Origin of the sequence: Parashewanella tropica (assembly GCF_004358445.1) — a bacterium.
GTDB classification, from domain to species: domain Bacteria; phylum Pseudomonadota; class Gammaproteobacteria; order Enterobacterales; family Shewanellaceae; genus Parashewanella; species Parashewanella tropica.
On the sequence record NZ_CP037951.1, the window covers coordinates 3102214 to 3129006 of the forward strand.

Genomic DNA, 26793 nt, shown 5'->3' on the forward strand with positions numbered 1-26793 from the left:
TTTGAGACTTAATTATGAGTTACGCTTCCAAACGCCGTTTACATGCTTTTTTTATTGCTTTTAGTATACTCCTTTCGATAATCGGTTTTTCATATAACGTATGGCGACTTGAAGTCACTGAACGGAACAGTACCGTTCGCACAGCGAGTTTTGAGCTTCTCAAAGAACTGTCTGAATTAGAACAACTCATTTATATTCTTCATTACGATAAAAACCTTACCGACGGTAGCCCGAGAAGAGGATGGATAAAAGTAGGTTTGATTAAAGACTTAAGCCCCCTTGCAGGGGAAGAGGTCGAAGTTATGTCACTAAAGCTAATGGATGTCTGGTCTGAAAACTGGACTTATATTGAACAAAGCCAACAAGCGACAGATACAGTAATAGCCACTATTGACGAAACTCGAAGCTCTATCAATAAAGCCCTCACATCATTGCATTAGCCCAGCCTGTCTAAACATGCTCTTAGCCCTTCAACCATAGCTTAATTGCCAATTTGGTTTAATTTTTATACGATATGGTGGCGGTTACACAAATGATTTTGGGGGAAGTCATGGTGTATATTTCTCGTAAATCACTTCTACTGAGTTTTACTCTTTTTGCTATTTTTTTATCTATAACTGGGTTTGGATATACCGTATGGAAACTAGGTAATATAGAAAAAACAGCAACCTCTCGCACCGCAAGCATTGAGATTCTGAATGATTTATCTCAACTTGAGCAAATCATTTATGTACTTCATTTTGATAAAAACACCAAAGATGGAAACCCTCGCAAAGGGTGGGTTAAAGTAAGATTGATACGAGACCTAAGCCCACTGGCGGGTTACAAGGTCGAGCAAAAAGCCAAAATATTGATGAGTACTTGGTCAACCAATTGGAACAGTGTAAAAAAAAGCCGTCAATCAACAGATTTAATGATTAATGCCATTGATAGCACTAGAGAAGCTATCAATAGAGAAGTCAGGCAGTTGAGTTAGCAAAAAGCTAACGCCTTAACATTCGGTAACGATGTAGTTGCTCAGGTTTTAAATTACCAGCCATCAATTCTTCAGTGACAGTAAGCTTAGCAAGTTCGGGCTTTGTTAAATTGGGGCCATTGTCTAAAGAGGGAATTTTTTGACGTTTATGCTCGACAAAATGATGAGAGGATTGAACGTGATAACCTTCAAATTGAGCACTTAGCTCATCACTCGCTTTTTTTAAATCATCTAGATGCCCCTCAGTGTCGTCAAAGAAAAAGACCCGTTGCGGAGACCAATTCGAACGTACTTTTTCTTTAGCTGCAATAGCTAAAAAGCGTTCTCCTTTATTGGCAGGTGACCTTCCATTTTCAACTTTAAAATCAGGGTCCCCTTTGGTATTTATCACATCAAAGGTTCCCTGTTCATAGCCACAATGCGCTAACTTAGATTCAACTAGTCCCTTTGCCATAAAAGGGGATTGTGTAATGACAACAAGTTTGGCATTGGGGAATTTTTGCCTAAATGTCTTTAATTTACTTGGAAGCTCAGGATCTAAACTTTTAGTATGTTTTTCTGTTTGAGAACCATCATAATCGCCTTCTGTATATAGGGTATTATCCAAATCAAATACCACAGCCATTGGTTCTTTTGAGTCTGGCTGTGCATTCAGTTTATCTATAACCTGAGAAGGTGCCATCACGACATGATGCCCGTGATCATCAATAAATGGTTGTGATGCTTGTGATATCTGAGCCGCATTGAATAAATGTTCAATGGCAGGTTTCAAATACATTGAGCTTTTTTCAATTGCAACTTGACTGAAAGTGTAACGGGAAAACAGATCTTGAGAAAAATGTCCTAATTGCCTATCTGCTTGGCAAAATTTCAATGAAGAAAAAATAAGTGAGAACGCATGGCGAATTTTACCTGCAACGCTATTTCTTCGCACTTCAACTTTATAGCCGGAAGGCACATCTTTTTGACGTACGGCTTTCACTTGAAATTTTCTTTCACTTAAACCATCTGGTGTTTGCAAAGTAAAGGACACCCAATTATTGGGTTTAGCTAAGGCTTGATCCGTTACTTGATCTACCTTAGTGACATCGCTTTTTTTATCTGCAAGATAGTGATGGTTGCCATGCGTACCGACTGAGATCCCACTCATTAACAACATTCCCTAGCAATAACTTACTTTTAGCCTAGCCAATCCAAATGAAGATGCATAATTATGTTTGTTAAGTTGTCTATAAGACGACTTCTATTTTCTTTACGATTGATTTGACCTTTAATACCGCAGCTTCAACACTCTCATCTCGAGCTAATGCAACACCAAGACGACGATGGCCATTGATTTCAGGCTTTCCAAATAACCTGACTTGAACTTGCGGCTGTGAAAATGCATGCTGTAATCCTTTGAACCCAAGATTTACAGAGTGACCATCGGCGTTTATCGCCGCTGAAGCACTAGGACCACAATGCGTAATTTTAGAAATAGGCATGCCTAAAATCGCCCGTACATGCAGAGCAAATTGAGAGAGATCTTGGCTTACTAGAGTCACTAATCCCGTATCGTGTGGCCGAGGAGAGACTTCCGAAAAATACACTTCGTCCCCTTTTATAAATAACTCCACACCAAATACACCATATCCCCCTAAAGCCTTCACTACCTTACGAGCGACCTCTTGTGCTTGCTCAAGGGCATGCTTTGACATCACTTGTGGCTGCCAAGACTCTTGATAATCCCCATTTTGTTGTCTGTGCCCAATCGGATCACAAAAATGAATACCATCGACTGCATTAACGGTTAGCAAGGTAATTTCGAAATCAAAATCGATAAAGCTCTCTACAATAATCCGTGCTGAATCACCTCTAGCATCAACTTGTGCATGTGTCCATGCTTGCTCATAGTCTGAAGCGGATTTAACCAAGCTTTGTCCCTTACCAGAAGAACTCATCAAAGGCTTTACTATGCATGGATGTCCTATGGTATCAATGGCCTTATCCATCTCTTTACGAGAACTACAGAATAAGAAACGAGAAGTGAGTATTCCCAACTGGTGAGCAGCTAAGCGACGGATCCCTTCTCTATCCATCGTTAATTGTGTTGCTTTAGCACATGGAGCTACACGTAAGCCTTCTTTCTCTAGCTCAACAAGGGTCTCGGTATTTATGGCTTCAATTTCAGGGATAATTAAATGAGGTTGCTCTTGAGTAATTACAGAACGCAAGGCTGCACCGTCAAGCATATCGATTACATGTGAGTGGTGAGCAACATGCATTGCTGGCGCATTGGCATATCTGTCGACCGCAATAACTTCAATACCAAGACGTTGCAATTCAATAGCGATTTCTTTACCTAGCTCGCCACTGCCTAATAGTAGAGCTCTCAAGGCATTTTTACACAATGCAGTACCTAACATAGCTTCGCACCTCACTTGTATCAATGACATCAATAATTAATAGTATCGATCTAATTTTGTTAATCTTCACTCCATTTGGGTTCTTCTAACGCCATAAAGACTTCATTAGGCATTAGCATCCGACTTTCACCAGCTTCCAATGAGTTATCTAAACTTAATCCACCAACAGATAAACGGTGTAGAGCAACAACAGGATTCCGAAAGCGACCAAACATACGCTTAACTTGATGATATTTCCCTTCTTGAATTGAGACTATTGCCTCACGCTCAGCAATAATTTCTAATTGAGCTGGTAATGTTGTGATTTGCTCATATTCAAAATAAAAGCCTTTGGCAAAGCTCTCAATATAATCGGGATGTATCGGGTTTGCCAGCTGGACTCTATATCGCTTTGGAATTTTATTTTCAGGCTGCATCAATTTGTTAGACCAGCGACTATCATTGGTTAATAACAATAATCCAGAAGTGTTTAAATCCAACCGTCCAACAATATGTAATTCATTTTTCTGGGGGTGGTCAATTAAATCCAGCACCGTTTTATGTTGAAGATCCTTTGTCGCACTGACTACACCCACTGGCTTATGGAGCATAATGTAAACAGGCTGAAGAGATTGTAAAACTTGCTCATCAAATTTTATGTGGCTAAATTCATCTATCAGCTTATCCATATCCTTACAAACTTCGCCATCGAGTTTTACCCGACCCTGTAACAATATTTGACGAATGACCTTTTTAGGCTGAACCAGCTCTTTAGCTAAATAACGGTCTAATCGGCTCCTCTTACTTTTCATGTTTTGTATTCGGTACTACTTTGTATGCACAACGGCGTGCACCTTCAATGATATGCTCTTCTCTTGTTACTATCGCACAATCCTTAAATAGATCCTGAAATAATTGCAATTCGGAGCGACAGAAGTTTTGGCATTTACTTGCGGCAGCACAAATTGGGCAATGATTTTCATACAACCACCAAGCTTCATTATCTTGTTCAATGCTAGCCATATACCCTTCTTGGTTTCGAATATTAGCCAAGACTTCCAGCTTTCGCTCGATACTATCGGCAGACAATATAGCTTGTTGATAAACCTCAAGGCTTCGAGTCTCACGCTCTTCAATCAATTTATCTAAGCCCGATTCACCAAAAACGACTTTAATGGAATCAATTAATTGAAGTGATAAATCTTCATGGCGATCTTCGAAACGCTCGACACTTTTTTCTGTTAATTTCCAATACCGAGTTGGCCGTCCACGCCCAGCTGATTTGTCAAAAGTAACGACATCACCGCTCTCTTCTAAAGACAATAAATGCTGTCTTACCCCCATAGTGGTAAGAGATAAATCTTCCGCAAGCACTTTAGCCGTCAGCGCTCCTTGAGTCTTGAGTAAATTGAGGATTTTTTGAGACGTTTTCATATCCGCTTCCTTAGCTATACACCTCCATTATCAAGTAAAAGAACAATTAAATAAACTTTTTTCTTTATTTTTACTTTACAATATTAAATAAACAATTTACTTTACTTAATATCAAGTTTGGAGATAACAAAAGGAACATCAATCATGAAACTAGCAATCTTTAGCGGAAGTCATAGAAAAAACTCACAAAGTGCCAAAGTAGGTGAATACATTAAAACTCAGGCCAGACAATTCAGTCATGTCACTCATATTGAGCTTACTGACAAACAGCTGCCATTTTGGGATGCAAGTGATGATTATGGGCCTCATTGGACTGAGCTCACTGAAGAAGTGGAACAATCTGATGCACTGGTATTAATCACCCCTGAATGGAATGGGATGGCATCGCCATTATTAAAAAACTTTTTGATGATGCTACCTAACGAAATCACAGCTCATAAGCCAGTGGTATTTGTATCAGTATCAAGTGGTATCAGCGGGGCTTACCCAATATCTGAATTAAAGTTAGATGGCACTAAAAATAGCAAATTACTTCCCATCCCAGATTACTTAATCGTCCGAAGCGTGGAAGATGTGCTTAATGAAGATCAACAAAGCGGTCATGATCCTCAAATCAGAGGGCGAATAGACTACAGCCTGTACATGTTACATCACTATGCTCAAGCGCTTACCCCCATGCGTCAACAACTGCAAGCAGACCCGTTTCCTAATCAAAATAATTACTCGTTTGGAATGTAAGGAGCCAATATGATCAGACTAGAACACGTAAATTTTGTCGTAAGAGATTTAAATAAAACAGTAGACTTTTACCAAGCCGCGTTTCCTCATTGGAAAATAAGAGGTAGAGGAAAAAATGTAAGATATGGAATGCCAAGTAATTGGCTACACTTTGGCGATGATTATAATTATTTAGCTTTTAGTGACCACGGTGCAGAAGAGGCTCGTGATTTAAAAAGCTCACAAGTCGGGTTAGCTCACATCGCTTTTACAGTGACAAACCTTGAAGCTTTGATCAACCGACTCGAAACAGCAGGTTATGAAATTGCCATTAACGGCGCTGAAGATCCAAGCCATAAGAGTGTTTACTATAATGATCCAAATGGTATTGAAGTAGAATTTGTGCAGTATTTAACTGATTTACCCAGTGAAAGAAATAGATACTAACAACACTGGTTTGACCAGATGGTGAATTATGCGTAATTATTCGATATCGAATTTATTATCAATAACTTAAATTATATAAATAGTTAGGATGAATCATTGAAAACGGATATTTCTCTCACAGAGGCAACCCATTATGAGCGACGTATCCGTAACACCACTCATGCCGATAACTGCTGTTGATCAACTTGTTAATACAGCAACCACGGACTCAGAAAAAAACATAGATTTGAAAAATCATCTCACTCAATTCATCGCCCACCTTACTGGTTATGAAAAAAAGCTGGAGTTGAAACTTTCCAGCCTAAAGCAAATGTTACAAGATCTAACTCAAAGCAATTGCTTGGTCTTAACTAATGCACAATCTTCTGCAGCCACAACTCTTGATGAAGAAGAGCAAAAACGCGAAGACGCAATACAAATTGCTCGTCAAGATATACAACAAGGCTTAAAAGAGATACAAGATGGAATTAAAGAAATCAAACGCTTGATCTCTGAGATGGTAAATAATCAGCTATAATCAAGCCTATACTCATCTACAAGGAAGTTTTATGAGCCCGATCGATCCAGCATTAGGTAGTAGCACGGTAACCAGTCTTTCACCGTCAGAAAAAACTGAACCACAATTAGATTTAAATAAGATAAAGGAAATACTAGGTGCTAATTCAGCTTCAAAATTTTCTGAAATTAATAAGGAAATTACTAAACTTCAACAAATGTTAAGCACATCCTCAAATTCGAGTATAGACGCCATAAGTAATAAAACAGTATCAATCATAGAAGATATAGATCACGCGTTCAAAATGAGTGATCAAGGCTCAAGTGTTGAAAAGTCAGCACTCGTTCAAGAGTTACATACACATTATTCGGATGTACTGAACAAAACGTTACAAATTGCAAAACAAATGCATGATTTAGAGTATGAACTCAAATTGCAAAATGAAATTTTAAAAGAGGCATATAAAGATAGAGCTAATTTATAGTCATCTAATACGAAGCTAACATTTAAACAAGGAAGTTATTATGAGCCCGATTGATTCTGTAACTAGTAGCCAAGCTTTGAAGGATTTTACTAAAGTTGAAGATGCCAAACCTAATTTTGACGCTGACAAAATTAAAGCAATGTTTGGTCGAGAAGTAGAAAAAAAATTTGCGGAGGTTGATAAAGAAATCAGTAAACTGCAAAAAATGTTTGATAACATTCAATCACAAGATCCTTCCCAAATTATAGACCAATCAAATCGGACTTTAGACCTCATGGCAAAAGCATTTGAATCGAGCATACCTAATCCAGATAAAATCACTCCAGAGCAAAATAAATTACTGGGTGAAGTTTCAAAACACTACACAGATATCATATTTAGTGCCCAAGGCGTGGCAAGAAATATGGCTACACTTCAAGTCGTATTAGCTGAGCAAAATGAAAAATTAAGACAGCAAATGAAAGATTGATTCCCTACACTAGCTAACTAAAAGTAAAAGGCGACACGGTAAAGTGTCGCCTTTTTTGTTCTACGTAATTTGTAAATTAATAGGTATAGCTAACTTGCAATGAAAGACCTGTTCCAGGGTCTTTGGCGTATACTTGCTTACCTTGCTGATCATATTCAGTTTCAGAGCCTAGAATGTTTTTGGCTTTAAACTTAACAGACCAGAACTCACTGGGTGTATAGCTATAAGTGAAGTCTAAGCTACTGAATGGCTGCTCATAAACATCGTCTAATCCACCACGGCCACCATAAGCAATGCGCTCACCAAAAATGTTATAAACCAAAGTAGCGCTATGATCATCATCTGGGGAATCAAAACTTAATTGTAAGTTGGCCACCCACTCAGAATGTCCTGTCATACGACGCTTTTTGTTGGTTGGGTCAATTTCACCATTCGGTAAAATTTCAATTTCAGAGTCACTTAAGGTTAAGTTTCCTGCAACAAAAAAGTGTTCTCCGATACCACCTAAGAACTCAAGATCGTGTAAGAATTCCGTTTCGATACCATAAATTAAACCTGATTCAGCATTGTAAAATTTAAGCTGACGACCGGCTTCTGAAATACGTTGAATTGGCTCGATTGGTGCTTCTAGGTCTTTATAGAAGCCGCCTACACTGAAGCTGTTTCCTTCTTCAGAATACCACTCCCAACGAAGGTCAAAGTTAACAATATCTGAACTTTCCAGTTCTGGGTTACCAAAGAAATCGAATCCAGTCACCGGATCTTGGAAACGAACAGGTGAAACTTCACGTAAATCTGGGCGAACGACAGTTTTACTCACCCCCATACGCCATTGAGTAATATCAGAATCTTTCCAAGTGACAGACAGTGAAGGATAGATGCCATCATCTTTTATAATGTAATCTAAAATATCATAACGACCGTTCTCGTCAGAAATTCGCCCCTCTGGGGTTAAAGGTAACGTTACACGGCGAAAGTCTTCATAGCGAATGCCTGCATATACGCGCCATACATCATCAAAATCAATATCTACACTACCAAAGTAAGCATCGTTCTTTTCTGTAGCGACATAATCTTCAGTGTCTGTAGAGGCGTCTCGAAGCTCAAGCTTTAGGCGGTTATTATCAATGTTTCCGTCCGAGAAAATTTTATCGAAGCGTTCTGATAAAATTGAACCATTAGGTGCTGTTGGAGCTAAACCAACCTCAAGCCCTAAACGAGTGGCATCGCTATCACGAACACGCTCGTAGTACTGATAACCACCTCTTATCTTCACTACGTTATTACCAAACTCTAATGGCAATGTAACGTCCCAACCATAGTTTTTAGAGTCATCTTCCAAATTGCTGTAAACGTATTTAGGCGCATCTTGAGTATTTAAAACAGCGTTAGTGAAAGTGCCATCATTTTGTTCAATTACGTTATAGGTATAACTTAACTCATTAGGTGCATAACGACGTGAACGAGAGTCAGAATACATCCACTTGGCTTCAATATCCCACCAATCGGTCAAGTAGTGTTCACCACGGATTTGGTTACTGATCAGTGTTCGCTCTTCGTATTCGATGTCATTGACTTGTAAAGCATTTGGCTCACCAATGGTGTCAATAGTTTCTTCAATACCTATAGATACGTCATCAGAGGTGTCACGTAAGTAAGTAGTGAAGGTTTCTACTTTGTGGTCATCGTTTAGCTCAAAGCCCATATTAAACATGCCTGAAACTTGTACAACTGAATCCGTTCCCTTGATGTCTTTTTGGTTTTCAACTTGCACATTGTTAGCATCACCGTCTAATTCAACTTCACGCTTGGTGTAGTTTTCAGACTTACGCTTATAAGCAACAGCACCGATTAATCCAAATACTGACTCTTCACCGACTTCCCATTTGTCTCCAACGGCAATATTCGCGTTTACTGGCGTTGGGGTGTCTCTAGTATCAATCGCCATATTGCGATTCATATCTAATGCTAATGAGCGATTTAGGCTTTGAGCTTGCTGGAATGTAAGCTTTCCTTTTGAACCAGTAAAAATATCAATTGGGCTTAAGCCACCATATGCTTTGATGGTATTGGTGATGCTTTTAGGCATAGCACGGGTACCATCGTCCTTACCCCACTTATCATCACTTCCACCTTTGTAGGTATAGCTATCGTTTGAGTCATTCGAGTTGTGCTCAGTGCCGACAGACATCTTAAACATGAAGTCGGATGGAATCGATTTAGTACGAATGTCGACATGACCGCCACCAAACGCGGCAGGCATATCGGCAGAAGCGGCTTTTTGTACTGACAGTGACTCGATGATTGATGCTGGAAACATATCCAGCGGCACAACATTACGAGTAGGATCTGGTGATGGAACAACAGCGCCATTTAATGACGTCGATGAATAGCGCTCACCTAAACCACGAACGTAAATGAATTTACCATCTTTCAACGTCAGTCCTGTCACACGACGAAGAGCTGCTGCTGCATCACTATCACCTGTTCGACCAATTTGCTCTGAGCCCATTAAATCGGCAACGGTTGGTAGTTCACGACGCTCTTCCATGGCGGCTGAAGCAGAACTTCTTAAACGACCAATAACTTGAATGGCTTCAATTGGAAAATCGTCCTTGTCGATAACCTTATTTTCATCAGCAGTTGTTGCTTCAGCATCTTCCGCTGAAAACGCAGGTAAAACCGTAAAAGCTGCCGCCGCTGACATAGCAAGGGCAATAGCTTTTGTTAATTTACTCGTGGAAAAATTTGGCTTGGTCTTCATTTCTTGACTGTCCTGTCTCAAACCGTCATCGACTGCGGTTTACGTTCACTTAGGGTGTGTTTTGGTATTTAAAAAAAGCAACTTTTCAATCGCCATAAATTACTTTTTTTAAAGAAACCGACGACCGCATAGGCCGTCGGTTGAGTGGAATTACTTCTCAGGGTTGAAAGTCCAGCCTTCAGTCCAATCAGTTGTTCCATCGAAAGCACCAATGTAATTGGTCTTATCGAAGAAGCTGTCTGCACTTAGGTCTTTACCTTTACCAATCAAAGTTGCGTCATCAGAAGCAGGCTTACCGTTGGTTAGTGTTACTGCAGTTGCCTTGTTACCTTCTTGAGCTTTGAACCAAGCTTCAGTGTCGATATCGTTATCTGCTTTATCATCACCATCGCTGTACTTGAATGGTTCGTTACAATCAATCACTGAGTGGGTGATTTGTAGAGACTTATCGTTAGCATGGTCAACCAATTCAGGGAAAGAACCATCAAGCTCTAAACACTCACCAGACTCAGTTTCCTCAGTTGAACCTTTACGGCCTTGAACCAGAAGATTGTGTAGAGAACCTTTGGTAGCGACACGAAGAATGATACCTTCACCTTTATCACCACTCGCATTCTTAGTATCAACACCCGGTAGGATAGTTACATTAGAAAGCGTTGGGTTAGAGATAGGTGTTGCCCCTGCACTCTTATGGCTATCAGCTTCGATACCACGGTTAGCTTGACCATCTTCATGAGTGATGTATAAGTGTTGTACTTTACCTGTCCAGCCGTTCGTCCAGTCTAAGCTGTCATCAAAGTTATGCGTTAAGTAAACATACTTTAGGTTTACCGCACCACCCCAGAATTCAACACCGTCATCACCATTTGCGTGAACTTGGATGTGGTCAACTTGAGTACCACTACCCACAGCCGCAAATGAAATGCCGTTCATCTCTTGAGTGTCATTAACTTTGAAACCAGCGTACTTAACGACAACATAACTTAGCTGACCGCTGTTATCTGCATTATTGTTACCACCATAGTTATGGCTACCAACTTCAAATGAAACATCGCAGTTCGCTTTGTCTGAACACTTATTTGTTAAGCCGTTACCCAGTAGCACTAGACCACCCCACTGACCACGAGAAGGTGTTGCACCAGAGATAACATCTTCTTCAGAAGTCATTACGATTGGACGCTGTTTACTACCTGTAGCCATAATTTTAGAGCCACGGCTTACAGCAATGTAAGAGTCCGCTTTAGAGAAGATTTTAACGCCCGCTTGAATACCTAAGGTTGCAGAGTCTTTATTATCACCACCAACAAGAACCGCTCCACCTTTTAACTTATAAAGTACGTTAGAACCTGCTAGTAAAGTTACGTTAGAAGTCAGGTTGCCAGATAAGCTACAAACTAGATTAACTTTTGAGTCTTTAAACAAACCAGCAGTAACAGTTTCAGAAGTGGTTCCTGCAGGACAAGAGTTAAGCTCAGGTAGGCCTGCTGCAGGCTGCTCACCAGAATGAATATCGGTTGTCCAGCCAGTAGTCCAATCGTTTGTACCATCGAATGCACCAACATACTCAGCGTTATCTAAACGGCTGTCTTCGTTGGCTAAATTTGCTTTACCATTAGTACGAGCTGGAGAAGATGGGTTTGGCTGATAACCATTTAAATCAGAAGCCGCAGCTAGATTATTTTTACCATCAGCTAAGAACCATTCTTCGGTGTTTAAAATCACATTATCAGCATCGTCTTTTGTGCTCTTAAATGGCTCGGTACAATCAATGATGCTGTTTTCAACAGTCAATTTATCCGCTTCAACATTTGCAACTGTGCTACTGCCATTGATTTCTAAACACTCACCTGACGCAGCGCCACCTTTAACCAATAAGTTGTACGCTTTTGCTGCTGTGCCTTTACGGAACAAGATCCCCTCTGCATCATCACCACCAGAGTTTGCGCCTTCTGCCACATCAATAGTGAAGTTAGCTAATACAGGGTTAGACATTGGCTCTGCCGCAGCATCGCTGTTGCTGTCTGCTTCGATACCACGGTTAGAACCATTATCTTTTTGACGGATATAAACGTGTTGAGCAGCACCTGTCCAACCGTTTGTCCAATCTAAAGAGTCATCGAAGTTATTGGTAAGTACAACATTCTTAACAGAAACGCTACCACCCCAGAACTCGATACCATCATCGTTATTCTCGTGTACTTGAATATGGCTAACTTGCGTACCGCTACCTACAGCGGCAAAAGAGATACCGTTCATTTCTTGAGTATCGTTGATTTTAAAACCACCGAACTCAACACGAACGTATTTGATAGAACCTGAATTATCGTCAGCTTTATTACCACCGTAGCTGTAATCACCCACTTCGAAAGATGCTGAACAGTTATTCAAGTCAGGGCAAGTATTTACAGGCGCATTACCAAGAAGGACTAAACCACCCCACTGGCCAGCTTCACCTTTTTGACCAAGGCCTTTTTGAAGAGAGGTAAACACGATTGGTGCGCTTTCAGTACCAATAGCTTTGATTTTTGAGCCACGACTGATCGCAATATAAGATTGGCTAGCACCTAAAACTTTAGTGCCTGCTTGGATTTCTAAATCAACTTGTTTTGCATTATCACCACCAGCAACAACCGCACCTTCAAGTAACCAAACAACATCATTACCTAAAACAATACGCTTACCGTCTTGGCCACCATTATTGCCAATCGTTGAAGGGCCTGAAGAAGGAGCTAGAGTGCCTTTGAGTACCCACACTTCTTTTCCGTCAATTTTAGCAAGAGTAGTACTTTTCGATGCAAAACCACCGTAGGCTTTTTCTTGAGCAGTTTTTCCAGGAGGAGGTGGTGTCACGCCACCGCCATTGTTGCCATCACTACCAGTGTTTACGTTGATATCGCCGCCACAGCCAGCTAACGCTAATGCTGTTGTTAAAGCAGCCAATTTAAAAAGATTCTTCAGTTCCATTGTCATCTCCGAGGACGGAATTTAGGGTTAAGTTTTTAGGCAGGTAAAAACTAACGCTTAAAAATGACAAAAGAACTGCATTTATATTTCTAAAATATTTATTTTATATTTAAGAAAGGTTTAAGAAATACTACAAAATAATTACACCGAACATTGTTTTCAAAATAAAACAGCAACTTACAGAATGACTTCAAACACTATAAACTAAGACGACACTCGGAGAACAGTTCAATTCAACTGAATTAAAGAAGCCATATAAAAAGCATCAACATATTGACCATCACGAAACGCATAATTCTTGGCTGTCCCTTCTATTTCAAAGCCACAACTCTTATATAAGGCAATTGCAGCTTGATTGTCGGTATACACTTCAATTTCAATTCGAGAAACAGCCAACCAATCATGAGCGAGCTTTTGCGCTTCTTTTAATAATGCTTTACCGACTCCTTGTCCTCTAGCTGATTCACAGACTCCCATACCTAAATTAGCGACATGCTTACGTCTCGGTCGAGTAAATACTTCCATGCCGACTTGTCCCACGATCTTTCCGTCAATTTCGGCAACTAGACTGTGGAAGTTTTCGGGCAATTTCCCTAAAAATGCTTTCCATTTTTCAATAGAAGGATGAGGTAATTGAAGGGTATTTGCATATATGCTTGGCTGTTCGTACAAACTCATGATGGCTTCAATATCTTCTGTACGACTATGACGAATTGTAATTGTTGTCATTCTTTGATTTATTCCATTAAATATTTACAACCCAACTGACACTTCGCCAGTATGAGCGTTATAACTGACTGTAAGGGTATTTTTTTTGACATGACGATAACGGCATTGAGCTGTAGCTATATATTCAACAACATAATCGGCTTCATTTGCATTAACGTAATCATTATTTCTGCCTTGCTCAGCTGCTCTTGCAGAATTATCGTCCAATACTTGATTCCATACAGATTGGCAATCGGCACCGTTATTGAGATCAAGCGCATCAGGTGATTCATTACCATGGGGGTAACTTTGTGCAGGCCATCCAAACCGATTCATATCAATATTTTTAGTGCTTTGAGGGTAAATATTAAATTCTTCAACTCCTGTCGTATACCCCTCTGCCCTCCACTTGATATGCGCCAAGTTAATCGCTTGTTTAAATGATGCCGCAGTAGCTTTATGAGTCGCAATTAAAGCATCATCTTCAAAATTGATAAACTTACTGGATGCCGTCACGGCTAAGATACCGAGTAGAACGATAACAGAGACTAACTCAATTAAGGTGAATCCTTTATTCACGCCTTGCATCGTAAATTATCTCCATTAAAGCAAAAAATCAGTATTTCAATTACCAAATCACAATTTGGTTAATGATTCCTGAGATATTAATTTATTGCAGCATAAATCACCATAGTTGCACGTAGATAAAAGCTCAAACATAGCTTATATCCAACAAATATAACGACTCTTTTTTCGAATAATCAATAACAAGCATAGAAGACGTTATTTTTAAGAATTGGTCTTAACAAATTCACTTTGACAAGAATTGATTTGTATCTGTAGATTTATCTGTCCTCGATACGTTCAACCTCGTATCGGCTCATTTTTCGTTCACTATTTTAGGAGAAACAATGAGTACATTGAAAAAGTTAAAACTTCTCGCAGTTACATCTTTATTCTTGATGTCTGGTACGGCTCTAGCCTCAACTCATACCGCAATAAAAACCCAGAGTCAGAGTGACAATATTACTGTTAGCTCATCCAAAATTCCGACGAGCAACTATACGCCGATGGGAGCTATTCCCTCTCTGGCTTGTAAATTAAAACGAAATCCTGCGACGTGTATTCCTGTAGGAAATTTATCGATTCTCCCGCTAGTGTTGAAGTTTCCCGATACTAAACTAGGTGATGCTCAACTCGCTCAACTTGGGTTAATCATTATGTCCAATAAAACGGTAAAGCATGATACTGAGAAAGTGGAAATCATCAGCATGATGGGAGGTAAAGTACTCTACAACGGTGATGCAAAAAATTATGTTGGCGTGAAATGTGTCTTAAATAAATGCAGCGATTGGGATTAACCATTGAAAATGCCGCTAAATAGCGGCATTTATTCTATCAAGTAATCAAAGCTACTGCTCAAACACTAATTCATTATCTACCCGTTTAACTTTAATAGGCGTTCCAGGTAGTAACTTCCCTTGAAGTATTTGCTGTGCCAATGGGTTTTCAATTTCCGTTTGAATAGTTCGCTTAAGTGGTCTTGCACCGTAAACAGGATCAAAACCAGCGTGAGCAATCAAGTCTAACGAATCTTCACTCAACTCAAGGCTGTAATCTTTGTCCGCCAAACGCTTACGTAAGTTTTCAATTTGAATGCCCGCAATGTGCTTGATGTGCTCTTGTCCAAGGCTATGGAACACCACAGTTTCATCAATACGGTTTAAAAACTCAGGACGGAAATTATTTGAAACTACGCCCATTACCGCTTGTTTCATTTCTTCGTAATTAAGATCTGAAGCATGTTCTTGGATCAAATCAGAACCTAAGTTAGATGTCATGATCACTACAGTATTTCGAAAATCAACGGTACGACCTTGACCATCCGTTAAGCGTCCATCATCTAATACTTGCAACAAAATGTTGAATACATCAGGATGCGCTTTTTCTACTTCATCAAGTAAAATGACCGAGTAAGGCTTTCGTCTTACTGCTTCAGTTAAATAACCACCTTCTTCATAGCCAACATATCCCGGAGGCGCACCGACTAAACGAGCTACAGAGTGTTTCTCCATAAACTCCGACATATCAATTCGCACTAATGCCGACTCGGTATCGAAAAGAAACGTCGCGAGTGATTTACACAGCTCAGTTTTACCAACACCTGTAGGACCTAAGAATAAGAAAGAACCAATTGGACGATTAGGATCTGACAAACCAGCACGACTGCGACGAATCGAATTTGCGACCGCATCTACAGCTTCGTTTTGTCCGATAACTCGTTCATGCAAAGCATCTTCCATTTGTAACAGCTTTTCTTTTTCCCCTTCCATCATCTTAGCAACTGGAATACCCGTTGCTTTTGATAACACTTCAGCAATCTCTACATCTGTCACTTTATTACGCAGCAAGGTCATTTCTTGCATTTCCGCTTGAGACGCTAAATCCAACTGCTTTTCTAGCTCTGGAATTTTGCCGTACTGTAATTCAGACATGCGACCCAAATCACTGGCTCGGCGAGCGACTTCTAAATCATGTCTAGCTTGCTCTAAATCGGCTTTAATATGCTGAGTACCAGCTAAAGCAGCTTTTTCTGCTGTCCAGACTTCAGTTAATTCAGCCACTTCTTTTTCGACTTTATTTAACTCTTCACGCAAGGTTTTTAAACGCTTAGCACTGGCTTCATCTTTTTCCTTTGCGAGCGCTTGTTCTTCAAGTTTCAACTGAATAGCACGACGTTCAAGTCGGTCTAATGGCTCAGGCTTGGAATCCATTTGCAAACGAATCGAGGATGCGGCTTCATCAATTAAATCAATGGCCTTATCGGGCAGTTTTCGATCAGACATATAGCGATGAGACATAGTTGCAGCAGCAACAATCGCAGGGTCGGTAATTTCTACATGATGATGAAGCTCATAACGCTCTTTTAAACCACGTAAAATGGCAATGGTCGATTCCACGTTAGGTTCTTCCACCAACACTTTTTGGAAACGGCGTTCTAGGGCAGCATCTTTTTCTACGTATTGGCGATATTCGTCTAAAGTAGTTGCACCTACACAGTGCAGCTCGCCTCTAGCCAAAGCAGGTTTGAGCATATTGCCCGCATCCATAGCGCCATCGGTTTTGCCTGCGCCAACCATGGTATGCAGCTCATCAATAAACAGAATAATCTGTCCTTCTTGTTGAGCTAACTCATTCAATACCGCTTTTAAGCGTTCTTCAAATTCACCTCGGTATTTTGCCCCCGCAATTAACGCACCCATATCTAAAGAAAGTACACGCTTGTTTTTAATGCCTTCTGGCACTTCACCATTAACGATACGCTGAGCTAAACCTTCAACAATCGCGGTTTTACCCACGCCCGGCTCACCGATGAGCACAGGGTTATTTTTACTACGACGTTGTAAGACTTGAATCGTACGGCGAATTTCTTCATCACGACCAATTACAGGATCTAATTTCCCTTGCTCAGCGCGTTCAGTAAGATCAACCGTATACTTTTTCAAAGCTTGACGATTATCTTCTGCGTTAGGATCATCCATATTTTGACCACCACGAATGGTCTCTATGGTTTTTTCAATTTTTTCTACGGTAGCCCCAGCATCTTTCAGTAATGCTGTTAGTTTGTCGCTACCTTCAAGAGCCGCAAGAACAAACAGCTCGCTTGAAATGAATTTATCTTTTCGCTTTTGCGCCGTTTTATCACATAGGTTTAAAAGTCGGCCCATGGCTTGAGAAAACTGCACATCACCACCAGTGCCTTCGACTACAGGTAAGCGATCAATTTCTTGGCTAAGTGCCGAACGTAAGCTTCGAACATTGACTCCAGCTTCACTTAAGAGCGGAGTAATAGACGTGCCTTCTTGATTCATTAAGGCAGACATCACATGAACAGGTTCAATAAACTGATGATCGCGTCCTAATGCCAGCGACTGTGCATCGGATAATGCTTGCTGAAATTTATTTGTCATTCTGTCGAGTCGCATACCGCCTCCTAAAAAATCAAACTTTGTTGATTTTAAAGATGGGGCTTATCGATGTTTTTTCAAGCGAGAAAGGTACGAATATGTGTGAATTATTTAATCCAGATCAATGAGGCCTGTCTGCCTGTTCGTTGTTCTCGACGATAAGAGAAATAATCAGAATTAGTGAAAGTACATTGATTTGAGCGGTAAATTTGTTTTATTCCTAAGCTCTGTAATCTTCGTGTCGCTAACCCCTGTAAGTCAGCCAGAAATTTTTGACCATGTGGTTTAAAATATTGTTCAGCGTTAAGGTCTTTATCAACAAAAGCTTGTTTTACTTCAGCTCCAACTTCAAAAGCTTGCTCACCAATCGCAGGGCCTAAATAAGCTCTAAGACTCCGAGGTTTTGATTGAAACTTAGCAACGCCGTTTTCAATCACACCATTACATAACCCACGCCAGCCTGCATGAAGCGCACTGACTTCAGAGCCTGAATCATTACAAAGCAGTATAGGTAGACAATCAGCCGTCATCACAACACACACTTGCCCAGCTTGGTTACTGTAACTACCATCAGCAACAGGAACACCTTGTTGTGGTAACGTCACCACTTCCGTTCCATGAACTTGCTCAAGCCAAGTAGGTTTTATTTTTAACCCTAACGAATTACTAAGTAGTTCACGATTAGCCAATACCTGTTGCTCATCATCTTCCACATGCAAGGCAAGGTTTAAACCATCAAATGGTGACTTGCTAAAACCACCATGACGATTTGTCATAGCCATACCAACATTATTAGGTACAGGCCAATCATGTTTGAAGAACATACTAAATTCCATCACTACCGTTGATTGATAAAGAACTAAAGAACTAAAGAACTAAAGAACATGAAAGCCCATTGGAGGATAATAACTCAGTCACTATAAACAACTCTCATTAACAAATATACCCGTTCGAACTTTAGAAGTTGTATATGGCCTCTAGGCAACAAAACAAAAAACTAGCTGTAAAAAAATAAACAATTGAAGTTGTTTTATTAAGTCGTGATTTGTCTCTAAATTACTCCCTGCATTTTTACAGATAAAATCACTCACAACCTATTGCAAAACAAACATATAACAACAAAATTTCACATAAATGCTATTAGTTAACAAATCATGCTAAAATCTCAACCAATTAAAAACTCTGGTTACAAAACACGACCTTTAATCGCGTAGTAATTTAAGAAACATTCAGGGATTTATATGTCAACAAATAAAATAATCGTTGTAGTGTTAACCATGCTGTCGCTAACAGCATGTGTAAGCACAACTAAAATGAATGCAAAGAAACTTCCAAAAGGCGTTAAGATTTCTAAGGGGATAGAACTACCTAGAAATGTACAACTCGCCTATTACCTCCCAAAGTCTTTAACTGAGCAAAGCTTCTACATAAACTCGCATAAAACTCGTGTCAACACAGGACCTGCGCTTAAAGCGGCTGTTGATGATGCAATTTCTACATACTTTGATAACAAAGTCCCGTTTGATCGCAAGTCAGAAGATAAATTTGGCTTATTGCTTGATATCGAACCTAAATGGAAGTTCTCCTACCCTGACGTAACCATGACAATGAAATACAATTTATTTGATTCAAGTATGAAAATTGTCAAAACAGGAAAAAAAGAATTCTCAGTTGCTTTCGGGCATATCAGTAATGACGCTGCTCTTTATAACGTATCATTAAGAGCAACGCAGCTTATTTTAGTTGAAGTGATTAATTCCCTAAAACCTTCAGCAGAAAACTATCCAGCAAAAATGGCAATGTCTGATGTTGATGTTGTAAAACTTGCTAATACTGAAAAACCATTTTCCAGTGGTACTGGTTTCTTTATTAATAAGAAAGGTCAAATCCTAACAGCTGCTCATGTATTGGAACAATGCTTATATACGAAAGTTAGTAAAGATGGTGACTCATTTATTGCTCAACCAATAGCCTCATCAACTTTGTTAGATCTAGCCGTAATTAAAGGGAAAAAAGAAGCGAAGCGATATTTACCATTACGTAAAAAACAGGAGTTATTCTTAGGGGAGCAAGTGACGAATGTCGGTTACCCATTACAAGGTTTACTGTCACAGTCTCCAAACTTAACCCGTGGCAACGTGAGTTCTCACGGTGGTCTTAAAGGCTCCATTGCTAATTTTCAATTTTCAGCTCCAATTCAACCTGGTTCCAGTGGTGGCCCCGTTGTTTCTGACGGCGGAGAATTACTTGGTATTGCTGTAAGTTCATTAAGTTATAAAGCCTTAATAGAAGAAGGCACGTTACCACAGAATGTTAACTTTGCATTGAACGGCAAATTCATCGCTAAGTTCTTAAATAAAAATAAGATTGATTTCGATGAAGTTGAGCCAAATATGAAAGGTAATATTCGCATCAGTAATGACGCAGCATTATCTTCTGTTGTACAACTTAATTGCTATCAATAATAAGGAAATAAAAAATGAAGTGGATACTAAGTGCTGCATTAAGCTTATTAAGTGTTAGTAGTTTCGCAACCACCATACCACCGATGAGTTTTGGTACTTCTTTCAACTTTGACGAAATGAAAGAAGAAGTCCAAGCACAACCCATGTTTGCAAAGGTTGATAATGAACATATTGGTGCCCCAATAAGACTAGAAGTCAGTCATACCTTTAAAGGAACCGCAGGAGGCGCGGCTGCAAGTTTTGCTTCTATAATGTGGTCGAGCATGAGCTTAGGTGTATTGCCAATCGTAACAAACAAAGATCTTGTCATCCGTTATGAGCTAAGAGTTAACGGAAAGCGACTTTCTTATTATGAGTTTTCAAATAACTTTACCGAAGCAAAGAACTTATATAGCGAACACAACAGCTTCAAACTTAGCGGAAAGCCATTAGAGTGGGTAAAAAGCACAGTGCCTGAAGCTACGAAAAAATTCGAAGCAGATCCTAAGGTGAAAGCATTACTGGAGGAATATCAGTTTTATTTTGGCGACGTAAAAAAAGCTGAATAATCTTTCGATGAGTGACGCTAGCGGTAAGTCTTAAAGAGACTTACCGCTTTTTTATTTTTAGTCAGTTCTAGGCAAGGCTAAGTTCAACTCGTCTTTCTATCCACCTTATAAAACAGTAGGATTTAATTCCGTATCTTTTCGTAGTGCTTTCGTTAACTCTGTCATGTCTGCAGGTATTGGTGCCGTCCAACTCATCATTTCACAAGTGATTGGGTGTTGCAGTTCAAGACGAACAGCGTGAAGTGCTTGGCGTTTAAAGTTTTTCAATACATCAATAAATTCAGCACTGGCCGCTTTTGGTAAACGCGGACGACCGCCATAGACAGGATCACCTACCAAAATATGGCCGATATGTGCCATGTGAACACGAATCTGGTGAGTACGCCCTGACTCTAGGCGTAATCTTAGGCGAGTATGCGCACGGAACTTCTCTGCCACGCGGTAATGGGTTACAGCTGGTTTACCTGAATGATGCACTGCCATATGAGTACGTTTCGTCGGATGACGACCAATAGGCGCATCAACCAAACCACCTGCGGTCATGGTTCCTATAGCAATAGCTTCATATTCACGGGTGATCTGTCTTGCTTGTAGTGATGCCACCAAGTGCGTTTGCGCTTCCACCGTTTTAGCTACCACCATTAAACCTGTGGTGTCTTTATCAAGGCGGTGAACAATCCCTGCTCTTGGTACTAACTCAATATTTGGACAGTGATGCAATAATGCATTCATCAAAGTACCATCTTGATTACCCGCACCAGGGTGAACAACCAAGCCTGCTTGTTTGTTGATCACTAAAATATCATCGTCTTCATAAACGATATCTAAATCAATTTGCTGTGCTTCTGCGACGACTTCCTCTGGCAATTCAGTCTGCACTTGAACCTGCTGTAATTCCATTACTTTGGTTCTAGGCTTATCCCATACCTCACCGTCAATGGATACTGCACCAGATAAAATCCACTCTTTAATTCGAGTACGGGAATAATCGGGAAATAATTCTGCCAACGCTTGATCTAAACGCTGACCTGTTTGAGTTGCTGAAAACTCACTTTTTAGATTAATCTCTTGAGCCATGGGAACCCTAACCCAACTTTGGGGTCAATATACGAATACCGGATTTTGATAATTCAGATGTTTTCAAGTATTTCCACTCGACGTTTTGAAGAATCTCTGGTATCTCTGTTACAATCGGATAACTTCCATTTTATCGCGAAATGGAAAAATTCTTAACTACAACTTTAAAAGAATTGAATTCAAGTATGAATAGAGTGTCAAAAGGTGTTGCCTTAGCCCTGCTTGCATTAACGCTAAATGCCTGTAGCAGTAAACCAGAAGAAATATCTAAAAAAGCCACAGCAGAGATTTTGTACTCTCAAGCTCGGAACTCTATGGATTTGGGTAACTATTCTAAAGCCATCCGTACCCTCGAAGCTCTAGATTCTCGCTATCCATTTGGGCCATATAAGACTCAAGTGCAATTGGACATGATTTTTTCTTACTATAAAACGGGAGATACAGCGCAAGCCCTTGCAAACATAGACCGCTTTATTCGCTTGAACCCAACAAATAAGAATATTGATTACGTCTACTTTATGCGTGGCCTAACCAATATGCAGTCGGACGATTATTTGTTCCATGATTTATTGAACATCGACCGAACTGATCGCGATCCTCAATACTCTGAACAAGCTTTTAAAGACTTTGAGAAGCTAATCAAGCTTTATCCTAATAGCAAGTATGCGGCTGATGCCCGTCAACGCATGCAAGCCATCAAGAATCGCTTAGCTCGATACTCTATCCACGTAGCCGAGTACTACTTTAAGATGAATGCATGGAGTGCAGCAGCCAGCCGAGCTCAATATGTATTAGAAACATTTGAAGGCTCGCCATCAAGAGAAAAGGCATTAGAAATAATGGCTAAAGCCTATAAAGAGTTAGGCCAAAAAACGCTTGAAGATCATGCCTTGAGTGTATTAAAGGCTAATTATCCTAATAACTCGTTATTAAACTAACCTTTCTAAAAAGGCTGTAATAACTACAGCCTTTCCTTTATTTCTCAACTCTCTATCTTGGCCTAAACTTACATTATTCTTTGTTAAACGGAATAATGAAATGGGCATACCACAATGGAAATTTTCATTACAAGAGCAGGTAGCACAGCACGCTTGGCTTAAAAACTTTGGTGAGCATTTTCATTACGATAAAGATGGGGGTGTGAGTAACGTTCTCGACAAAAAAACTGGTGAACGTGGAAACCGTCAAAGCGCCTATTATCTCGAAATCAATGGTCAGACTAAAGCGTTTACAGTAATCCCAGTCGCGAATGTCCCACAGGCATACCATAAAGATAAAATTCTTACTGCTTTTTTAGAGGAAGGGATTAGTGCCGCCAGAGTTACTGACCCCACTGCAGCACCTCTACTTAACACAGCCCACAATATAGGAGCTTATATCGTCAACCAAAAGGCTGGTACAGATGATGATGAAAAGCTACTAGAGGGCTGGGTTATATGTGATTATAAAGGAGAAATAACGACTCCTCCCCCTACACAACAAAGCACACCTCAACAACAGCAAGATAATGAATTTCAGCTTTCGCCTGTAGGTGCCACACAAGAGGAGTGGGTTCGAACGTTAGCCCAAGATGATGCAAGAAGAGCGAAAGCTCTTGCTGAAGAAGATGAATTTACTGAAATTACAACCGAAAAACCTAACGATCCAACTACAGTTTTCGAAACGATTAAGGCCCAGCCACAACGCCTTAAAACCAACCTAGAAGTTTTTTTGGAAACAGAAGAAGGTAAAGCTGCCAAAAAAATTGTAGAAAAACAGTTCGAATTAAAAACAGCAGAATTTGAAATTGAAGCCAAGAAATTTGATCCAGTAACTAAGCTCTTAAAACCTCAATCTGATTGGCATGCTTACCAACTTGTTCCCAAAAAAGGTTGGAGAAGTATCACATGTATTTGCCCTTTTACTGGAGAGCCTCTCTGTAAAAGCAATTCGCTTCAACTGCGCTTACATAAGCCTTCCCAAACAGATCCAGCTCAAGAAGAGGAACATTGGATTACAGTTTCTCGTCGAGGTTTACGGTTATTTCTCTTTTCAACCCAGGAAAACTACGAATCCCTTCCCGCAGGATTCAAAGCAACAGATATTACAGAGGATGACATAAGAATAACCACCCAAGATAATTACCAACAAGCTCAATATTGCACTCATCGGTTTAATCACCCCAAATTTGCTTTTTCACAAGCTCAATTTGAACTATTTGAAGACAAAACTTAGAGAAGAATCATGGCTACTTCAGCAGGCACTTCGACAGAGTTCACTCTGGATACAGTTCGTGAACTTGTGATGCAGCAGATGCTAAAACAAATGCTTGGTCCCCGTGAATTTATCATAAATGGTATTACATTCATCGTCAGAGCCACTCCCCCGCATAGCTCTGGCAGTAAGTTCAGTACATTTGTATCAAAGCCTCAAGCAGCATTTAATGTTCGTGCCGTTATCAGTAAATCTTTAATCGCTAGACAAATAGAGGAACACATAGAAAAAGTGCGAATACAAGAGCAAATAACCCCTCTATATAAAGAACCAAAGGCATCTAGATACAAAACAAAATTTCAAGCAGCAACTCAATCAGACTCAGCAGGCAGCAATGAACTTACACTAGTCGAGAACTATTTTGCAAAAGAAACAACAGACGAAGATTTAATTTTCGATAGTTACCAGGCATTTTTTGATACCCACAAAGGGAAACGCCTACAGGCCGTTTTCCTTAAATTAAATGACATCCGGCCTGCAAAAGGTAGCACTCAACAAGTAGAAGAAAATGGTGAACTCGTAACAAAAACCTTACTTCCATCCCCCAGCAGTTATTCTAAAATCAGGCCTTCAATAAAGCCGCCGATGTGTCCATTTTCAGGTCTAGAACTAACAGAAAACAATTTGGTGCTATTTAGACTAAAAACTAGCCCAATTTTGCTAGATACCGACTCCACAGTAAATTATAAGTGGATTGCCGCATCCAAAACGGGCGTTCGCCTTTATTTAACTCAGCCTCAATTCAAATTCCCAAAACTACCAGCGAAATACAAAGCGGAATACACTGAAGTCGATGATGTAAAACAAGCCACAAAAGAGGAGTTAGATGAACTTAACTTATATGCAAACAATTTTTTAGGCAGTAAAACAAAGTAAAATTAACGTGAATCCGCTTTATCGTATACAAATCCTCCGCTTAATTGCATTTTTTACACAAACCGAATGAAAACAGTTGACTCTACCACTAAAAAACCGTTTAATGACGCCCGTTGCCCGAATAGCTCAGTTGGTAGAGCAGAGGATTGAAAATCCTCGTGTCCCTGGTTCGATTCCGGGTTCGGGCACCACTTCTTACTCTTCATATCAAATTCATATTATTCTCCACTTTTATCAAAATTATCACTGCGCTATAGTGCTATTATTCTAATTTCTGTTTGATGACTGGAAACTGAGAAAAGCATGAATACTGCCAAGCAAGCTTCACCGTTACTTTCTGTTTTTAAAAAACAAAAACAAGCATTTCAGAATGAGCCTTACCTTCCCTACTCAGCTCGTTTGCACTTCCTTAAAGCCCTGAAAAAATCTCTTCTAACGCATCAAACCGATCTTATTTCTGCGTTAAATCAGGATTACAATGGTCGCTCAGAATACGACACCATGATTGGTGATACGCTCCCTACGGTTTCTCAAATCAACTACACCATTTCCAAGTTAAAAAAATGGATGAAACCTGAAAGCCGAAGCGCAGGAGCGATGCTGGCACCAGCCAGTGTCAAAGTGCATTATCAGCCCAAAGGCGTCGTTGGTATTATCGTTCCTTGGAACTTTCCCATCATGTTGTCACTCTCACCACTGGCTACTGCGATAGCCGCTGGCAACCGAGTGATGCTAAAGCTTTCTGAATTCACTCCAAGCACAAATGTAGTCATTAGAAAAATCATCGAAACAACGTTTTCAGAGAATCATATTGCCGTTGTTGAGGGTGAAGCTGATGTTGCTGCTGAGTTTTCAGCCTTACCTTTCGACCATTTATTATTTACGGGCTCAACTCAAGTTGGTCGACATGTCATGCGTGCCGCCGCTGATAACTTAACTCCTGTAACACTTGAGCTAGGCGGAAAGTCACCGGTGATCATCGCTCCTGATATGAAAATTGAAACCGCGGTTGAGCGTTTGATTTACGGTAAATGCTTAAATGCGGGTCAAATCTGTGTGGCGCCTGACTATATACTTTGCCCATCTCATCGTATTGCAGAGTTCATTGATACTTATCAACAACGCTTTCAAGCCATGTATCAAGATCTTGAGAATAACTCAGATTACACAAGTATCATTAATCAACGGCAATTCGAAAGGCTCGTGGGCTTATTGGATGATGCTCGCGAGAAAGGCGCAAAGATTATCTCTGCATCCAATACAGAAATTGATAAGCAACAAAGAAAGTTTGCAACGCAATTAGTCACCAATGTGACGGATAATATGCAGTTAATGCAACAAGAAATTTTTGGCCCTATTCTCCCTATCGTTGCTTATGACAGCTTAGATGAAAGTCTTGATTACATTAACCAACGCCCTCGCCCATTAGCGCTGTATATCATGAGTTTTGACACAGATATCCAAAACCACATCATTAGCCAAACCCACTCAGGTGGGGTATCGATTAATGATACCGTAATGCAAGTAGCCGTTGATGATGCACCTTTTGGTGGCATTGGGCCGTCAGGTATGGGGCACTATCATGGGAAAGAGGGCTTTAGAACCTTTAGTCACGCAAAAACAGTGTTAAAGAAAGGTTGGTTCGATATGGGGAAATTCATTCATCCACCCTACGGCACCAAACTTCAAAAATTCTTGTTGGGTAGCTTTTTGAAGTAAGTCTAGCAAGCCTTCATCCAGTATTCCTTTAGTAAAATCGAATA

The 26793-nt window shown here is 40.1% G+C and carries 25 protein-coding genes and 1 tRNA gene; 15 read left to right on the forward strand and 11 right to left on the reverse strand.

Annotated features, from left to right (window positions below):
• Positions 1–14: 14 nt before the first annotated feature.
• Entirely contained in the window at positions 15–440 is a 426-nt protein-coding gene (locus tag E2H97_RS13660; RefSeq protein ID WP_133407649.1) for a hypothetical protein, read from the forward strand.
• 74 nt (positions 441–514) lie between these two features.
• Complete coding sequence (locus E2H97_RS13665) at positions 515–976, forward strand: hypothetical protein (RefSeq protein WP_170308309.1); 462 nt, start codon at positions 515–517, stop codon at positions 974–976.
• 7 nt (positions 977–983) lie between these two features.
• On the opposite strand, the gene E2H97_RS13670 is transcribed toward E2H97_RS13665, so the two are convergent.
• The 4 genes from E2H97_RS13670 to E2H97_RS13685 form a co-directional block, all read right to left on the reverse strand.
• Positions 984–2126 carry an HAD family hydrolase gene (locus E2H97_RS13670; RefSeq protein ID WP_133407651.1) on the reverse strand — a complete coding sequence of 381 codons (1143 nt, stop codon included), beginning with the start codon at positions 2124–2126 and terminating at the stop codon, positions 984–986.
• Between the two features lie 79 nt (positions 2127–2205).
• A complete protein-coding gene (purT, locus tag E2H97_RS13675; protein WP_133407652.1) occupies positions 2206–3381 on the reverse strand; it encodes a formate-dependent phosphoribosylglycinamide formyltransferase in 1176 nt (391 codons plus the stop codon).
• Between the two features lie 59 nt (positions 3382–3440).
• On the reverse strand, positions 3441–4172 hold the full coding sequence (locus tag E2H97_RS13680) for a pseudouridine synthase (RefSeq protein WP_133407653.1): 732 nt from the start codon (positions 4170–4172) through the stop codon (positions 3441–3443).
• Positions 4162–4794 (reverse strand): helix-turn-helix transcriptional regulator, encoded by a 633-nt coding sequence (locus E2H97_RS13685; RefSeq protein WP_133407654.1) that lies wholly within the window; start codon positions 4792–4794, stop codon positions 4162–4164. The genes E2H97_RS13680 and E2H97_RS13685 overlap by 11 nt, the downstream gene beginning before the upstream one ends.
• Before the next feature lie 144 nt (positions 4795–4938).
• Between E2H97_RS13685 and E2H97_RS13690 the strand changes: the two genes are divergently transcribed.
• The 5 genes from E2H97_RS13690 (at position 4939) to E2H97_RS13710 (ending at position 7407) form a co-directional block, all read left to right on the forward strand.
• The gene (locus tag E2H97_RS13690) at positions 4939–5532 is read left to right on the forward strand and encodes an NADPH-dependent FMN reductase (RefSeq protein WP_133407655.1); all 594 of its coding nucleotides are present in this window, start codon (positions 4939–4941) and stop codon (positions 5530–5532) included.
• 9 nt (positions 5533–5541) lie between these two features.
• The gene (locus E2H97_RS13695) at positions 5542–5958 is read left to right on the forward strand and encodes a VOC family protein (RefSeq protein ID WP_133407656.1); all 417 of its coding nucleotides are present in this window, start codon (positions 5542–5544) and stop codon (positions 5956–5958) included.
• Between the two features lie 160 nt (positions 5959–6118).
• Positions 6119–6475, forward strand: a complete 357-nt coding sequence (locus E2H97_RS13700; RefSeq protein ID WP_133407657.1) for a hypothetical protein — start codon at positions 6119–6121, stop codon at positions 6473–6475.
• Between the two features lie 31 nt (positions 6476–6506).
• Positions 6507–6938, forward strand: coding sequence for a hypothetical protein (locus E2H97_RS13705; RefSeq protein ID WP_133407658.1), 432 nt, complete (start codon positions 6507–6509; stop codon positions 6936–6938).
• Positions 6939–6978: 40 nt separating this feature from the next.
• A complete protein-coding gene (locus tag E2H97_RS13710; protein ID WP_133407659.1) occupies positions 6979–7407 on the forward strand; it encodes a hypothetical protein in 429 nt (142 codons plus the stop codon).
• A gap of 76 nt (positions 7408–7483) precedes the next feature.
• On the opposite strand, the gene E2H97_RS13715 is transcribed toward E2H97_RS13710, so the two are convergent.
• The 4 genes from E2H97_RS13715 to E2H97_RS19070 all read right to left on the reverse strand — a co-directional run bounded on the left by E2H97_RS13715 (position 7484) and on the right by E2H97_RS19070 (position 14431).
• Complete coding sequence (locus tag E2H97_RS13715; protein WP_133407660.1) at positions 7484–10171, reverse strand: TonB-dependent receptor plug domain-containing protein; 2688 nt, start codon at positions 10169–10171, stop codon at positions 7484–7486.
• 150 nt (positions 10172–10321) lie between these two features.
• The gene (locus E2H97_RS13720; RefSeq protein WP_133407661.1) at positions 10322–13135 is read right to left on the reverse strand and encodes a hypothetical protein; all 2814 of its coding nucleotides are present in this window, start codon (positions 13133–13135) and stop codon (positions 10322–10324) included.
• 228 nt (positions 13136–13363) lie between these two features.
• Positions 13364–13864 carry a GNAT family N-acetyltransferase gene (locus E2H97_RS13725; RefSeq protein WP_133407662.1) on the reverse strand — a complete coding sequence of 167 codons (501 nt, stop codon included), beginning with the start codon at positions 13862–13864 and terminating at the stop codon, positions 13364–13366.
• A gap of 24 nt (positions 13865–13888) precedes the next feature.
• Positions 13889–14431, reverse strand: a complete 543-nt coding sequence (locus E2H97_RS19070; RefSeq protein ID WP_133407663.1) for a type II secretion system protein — start codon at positions 14429–14431, stop codon at positions 13889–13891.
• A gap of 323 nt (positions 14432–14754) precedes the next feature.
• Between E2H97_RS19070 and E2H97_RS13735 the strand changes: the two genes are divergently transcribed.
• A complete protein-coding gene (locus E2H97_RS13735; RefSeq protein WP_133407664.1) occupies positions 14755–15204 on the forward strand; it encodes a hypothetical protein in 450 nt (149 codons plus the stop codon).
• A 51-nt stretch (positions 15205–15255) separates the two neighbouring features.
• Here E2H97_RS13735 and clpB read toward each other — a convergent pair whose 3' ends face one another.
• Together clpB and pgeF are read right to left on the reverse strand one after the other, a co-directional pair.
• Positions 15256–17829 (reverse strand): ATP-dependent chaperone ClpB, encoded by a 2574-nt coding sequence (gene clpB / locus E2H97_RS13740; protein ID WP_133407665.1) that lies wholly within the window; start codon positions 17827–17829, stop codon positions 15256–15258.
• Positions 17830–17918: 89 nt separating this feature from the next.
• Positions 17919–18635, reverse strand: coding sequence for a peptidoglycan editing factor PgeF (pgeF, locus tag E2H97_RS13745; RefSeq protein ID WP_133407666.1), 717 nt, complete (start codon positions 18633–18635; stop codon positions 17919–17921).
• 417 nt (positions 18636–19052) lie between these two features.
• Between pgeF and E2H97_RS13750 the strand changes: the two genes are divergently transcribed.
• Positions 19053–20276: a S1 family peptidase gene (locus E2H97_RS13750; protein ID WP_133407667.1), complete on the forward strand. Its 1224-nt coding sequence runs from the start codon at positions 19053–19055 to the stop codon at positions 20274–20276.
• A gap of 14 nt (positions 20277–20290) precedes the next feature.
• Positions 20291–20824 carry a hypothetical protein gene (locus tag E2H97_RS13755; protein WP_133407668.1) on the forward strand — a complete coding sequence of 178 codons (534 nt, stop codon included), beginning with the start codon at positions 20291–20293 and terminating at the stop codon, positions 20822–20824.
• 105 nt (positions 20825–20929) lie between these two features.
• Here the strand turns inward: E2H97_RS13755 and rluD are convergent, their stop codons facing one another.
• Positions 20930–21901 (reverse strand): 23S rRNA pseudouridine(1911/1915/1917) synthase RluD, encoded by a 972-nt coding sequence (gene rluD / locus E2H97_RS13760; RefSeq protein WP_133407669.1) that lies wholly within the window; start codon positions 21899–21901, stop codon positions 20930–20932.
• Between the two features lie 185 nt (positions 21902–22086).
• On the opposite strand from rluD, the gene E2H97_RS13765 reads away from it, so the two are divergent.
• From E2H97_RS13765 to E2H97_RS13785, 5 genes are all read left to right on the forward strand, one after another.
• Entirely contained in the window at positions 22087–22839 is a 753-nt protein-coding gene (locus tag E2H97_RS13765; protein WP_133407670.1) for an outer membrane protein assembly factor BamD, read from the forward strand.
• A gap of 100 nt (positions 22840–22939) precedes the next feature.
• Positions 22940–24115 carry a hypothetical protein gene (locus E2H97_RS13770; RefSeq protein WP_133407671.1) on the forward strand — a complete coding sequence of 392 codons (1176 nt, stop codon included), beginning with the start codon at positions 22940–22942 and terminating at the stop codon, positions 24113–24115.
• A gap of 9 nt (positions 24116–24124) precedes the next feature.
• Entirely contained in the window at positions 24125–25030 is a 906-nt protein-coding gene (locus E2H97_RS13775) for a hypothetical protein (protein WP_133407672.1), read from the forward strand.
• 115 nt (positions 25031–25145) lie between these two features.
• Positions 25146–25221: transfer RNA gene (locus E2H97_RS13780), tRNA-Phe, on the forward strand.
• Between the two features lie 112 nt (positions 25222–25333).
• Positions 25334–26749 (forward strand): coniferyl aldehyde dehydrogenase, encoded by a 1416-nt coding sequence (locus tag E2H97_RS13785; RefSeq protein WP_133407673.1) that lies wholly within the window; start codon positions 25334–25336, stop codon positions 26747–26749.
• The last annotated feature ends 44 nt before the right edge of the window (positions 26750–26793 follow it).

Coding starts and splice junctions, on each gene's coding strand:
- E2H97_RS13660 (WP_133407649.1), top strand. CDS start 15: ATGAGTTACGCTTCCAAACGCCGTTTACATGCTTTTTTTATTGCTTTT.
- E2H97_RS13665 (WP_170308309.1), top strand. CDS start 515: ATGGTGGCGGTTACACAAATGATTTTGGGGGAAGTCATGGTGTATATT.
- E2H97_RS13670 (WP_133407651.1), bottom strand. CDS start 2,126: ATGAGTGGGATCTCAGTCGGTACGCATGGCAACCATCACTATCTTGCA.
- purT (WP_133407652.1), bottom strand. CDS start 3,381: ATGTTAGGTACTGCATTGTGTAAAAATGCCTTGAGAGCTCTACTATTA.
- E2H97_RS13680 (WP_133407653.1), bottom strand. CDS start 4,172: ATGAAAAGTAAGAGGAGCCGATTAGACCGTTATTTAGCTAAAGAGCTG.
- E2H97_RS13685 (WP_133407654.1), bottom strand. CDS start 4,794: ATGAAAACGTCTCAAAAAATCCTCAATTTACTCAAGACTCAAGGAGCG.
- E2H97_RS13690 (WP_133407655.1), top strand. CDS start 4,939: ATGAAACTAGCAATCTTTAGCGGAAGTCATAGAAAAAACTCACAAAGT.
- E2H97_RS13695 (WP_133407656.1), top strand. CDS start 5,542: ATGATCAGACTAGAACACGTAAATTTTGTCGTAAGAGATTTAAATAAA.
- E2H97_RS13700 (WP_133407657.1), top strand. CDS start 6,119: ATGCCGATAACTGCTGTTGATCAACTTGTTAATACAGCAACCACGGAC.
- E2H97_RS13705 (WP_133407658.1), top strand. CDS start 6,507: ATGAGCCCGATCGATCCAGCATTAGGTAGTAGCACGGTAACCAGTCTT.
- E2H97_RS13710 (WP_133407659.1), top strand. CDS start 6,979: ATGAGCCCGATTGATTCTGTAACTAGTAGCCAAGCTTTGAAGGATTTT.
- E2H97_RS13715 (WP_133407660.1), bottom strand. CDS start 10,171: ATGAAGACCAAGCCAAATTTTTCCACGAGTAAATTAACAAAAGCTATT.
- E2H97_RS13720 (WP_133407661.1), bottom strand. CDS start 13,135: ATGGAACTGAAGAATCTTTTTAAATTGGCTGCTTTAACAACAGCATTA.
- E2H97_RS13725 (WP_133407662.1), bottom strand. CDS start 13,864: ATGACAACAATTACAATTCGTCATAGTCGTACAGAAGATATTGAAGCC.
- E2H97_RS19070 (WP_133407663.1), bottom strand. CDS start 14,431: ATGCAAGGCGTGAATAAAGGATTCACCTTAATTGAGTTAGTCTCTGTT.
- E2H97_RS13735 (WP_133407664.1), top strand. CDS start 14,755: ATGAGTACATTGAAAAAGTTAAAACTTCTCGCAGTTACATCTTTATTC.
- clpB (WP_133407665.1), bottom strand. CDS start 17,829: ATGCGACTCGACAGAATGACAAATAAATTTCAGCAAGCATTATCCGAT.
- pgeF (WP_133407666.1), bottom strand. CDS start 18,635: ATGTTCTTCAAACATGATTGGCCTGTACCTAATAATGTTGGTATGGCT.
- E2H97_RS13750 (WP_133407667.1), top strand. CDS start 19,053: ATGTCAACAAATAAAATAATCGTTGTAGTGTTAACCATGCTGTCGCTA.
- E2H97_RS13755 (WP_133407668.1), top strand. CDS start 20,291: ATGAAGTGGATACTAAGTGCTGCATTAAGCTTATTAAGTGTTAGTAGT.
- rluD (WP_133407669.1), bottom strand. CDS start 21,901: ATGGCTCAAGAGATTAATCTAAAAAGTGAGTTTTCAGCAACTCAAACA.
- E2H97_RS13765 (WP_133407670.1), top strand. CDS start 22,087: ATGAATAGAGTGTCAAAAGGTGTTGCCTTAGCCCTGCTTGCATTAACG.
- E2H97_RS13770 (WP_133407671.1), top strand. CDS start 22,940: ATGGGCATACCACAATGGAAATTTTCATTACAAGAGCAGGTAGCACAG.
- E2H97_RS13775 (WP_133407672.1), top strand. CDS start 24,125: ATGGCTACTTCAGCAGGCACTTCGACAGAGTTCACTCTGGATACAGTT.
- E2H97_RS13785 (WP_133407673.1), top strand. CDS start 25,334: ATGAATACTGCCAAGCAAGCTTCACCGTTACTTTCTGTTTTTAAAAAA.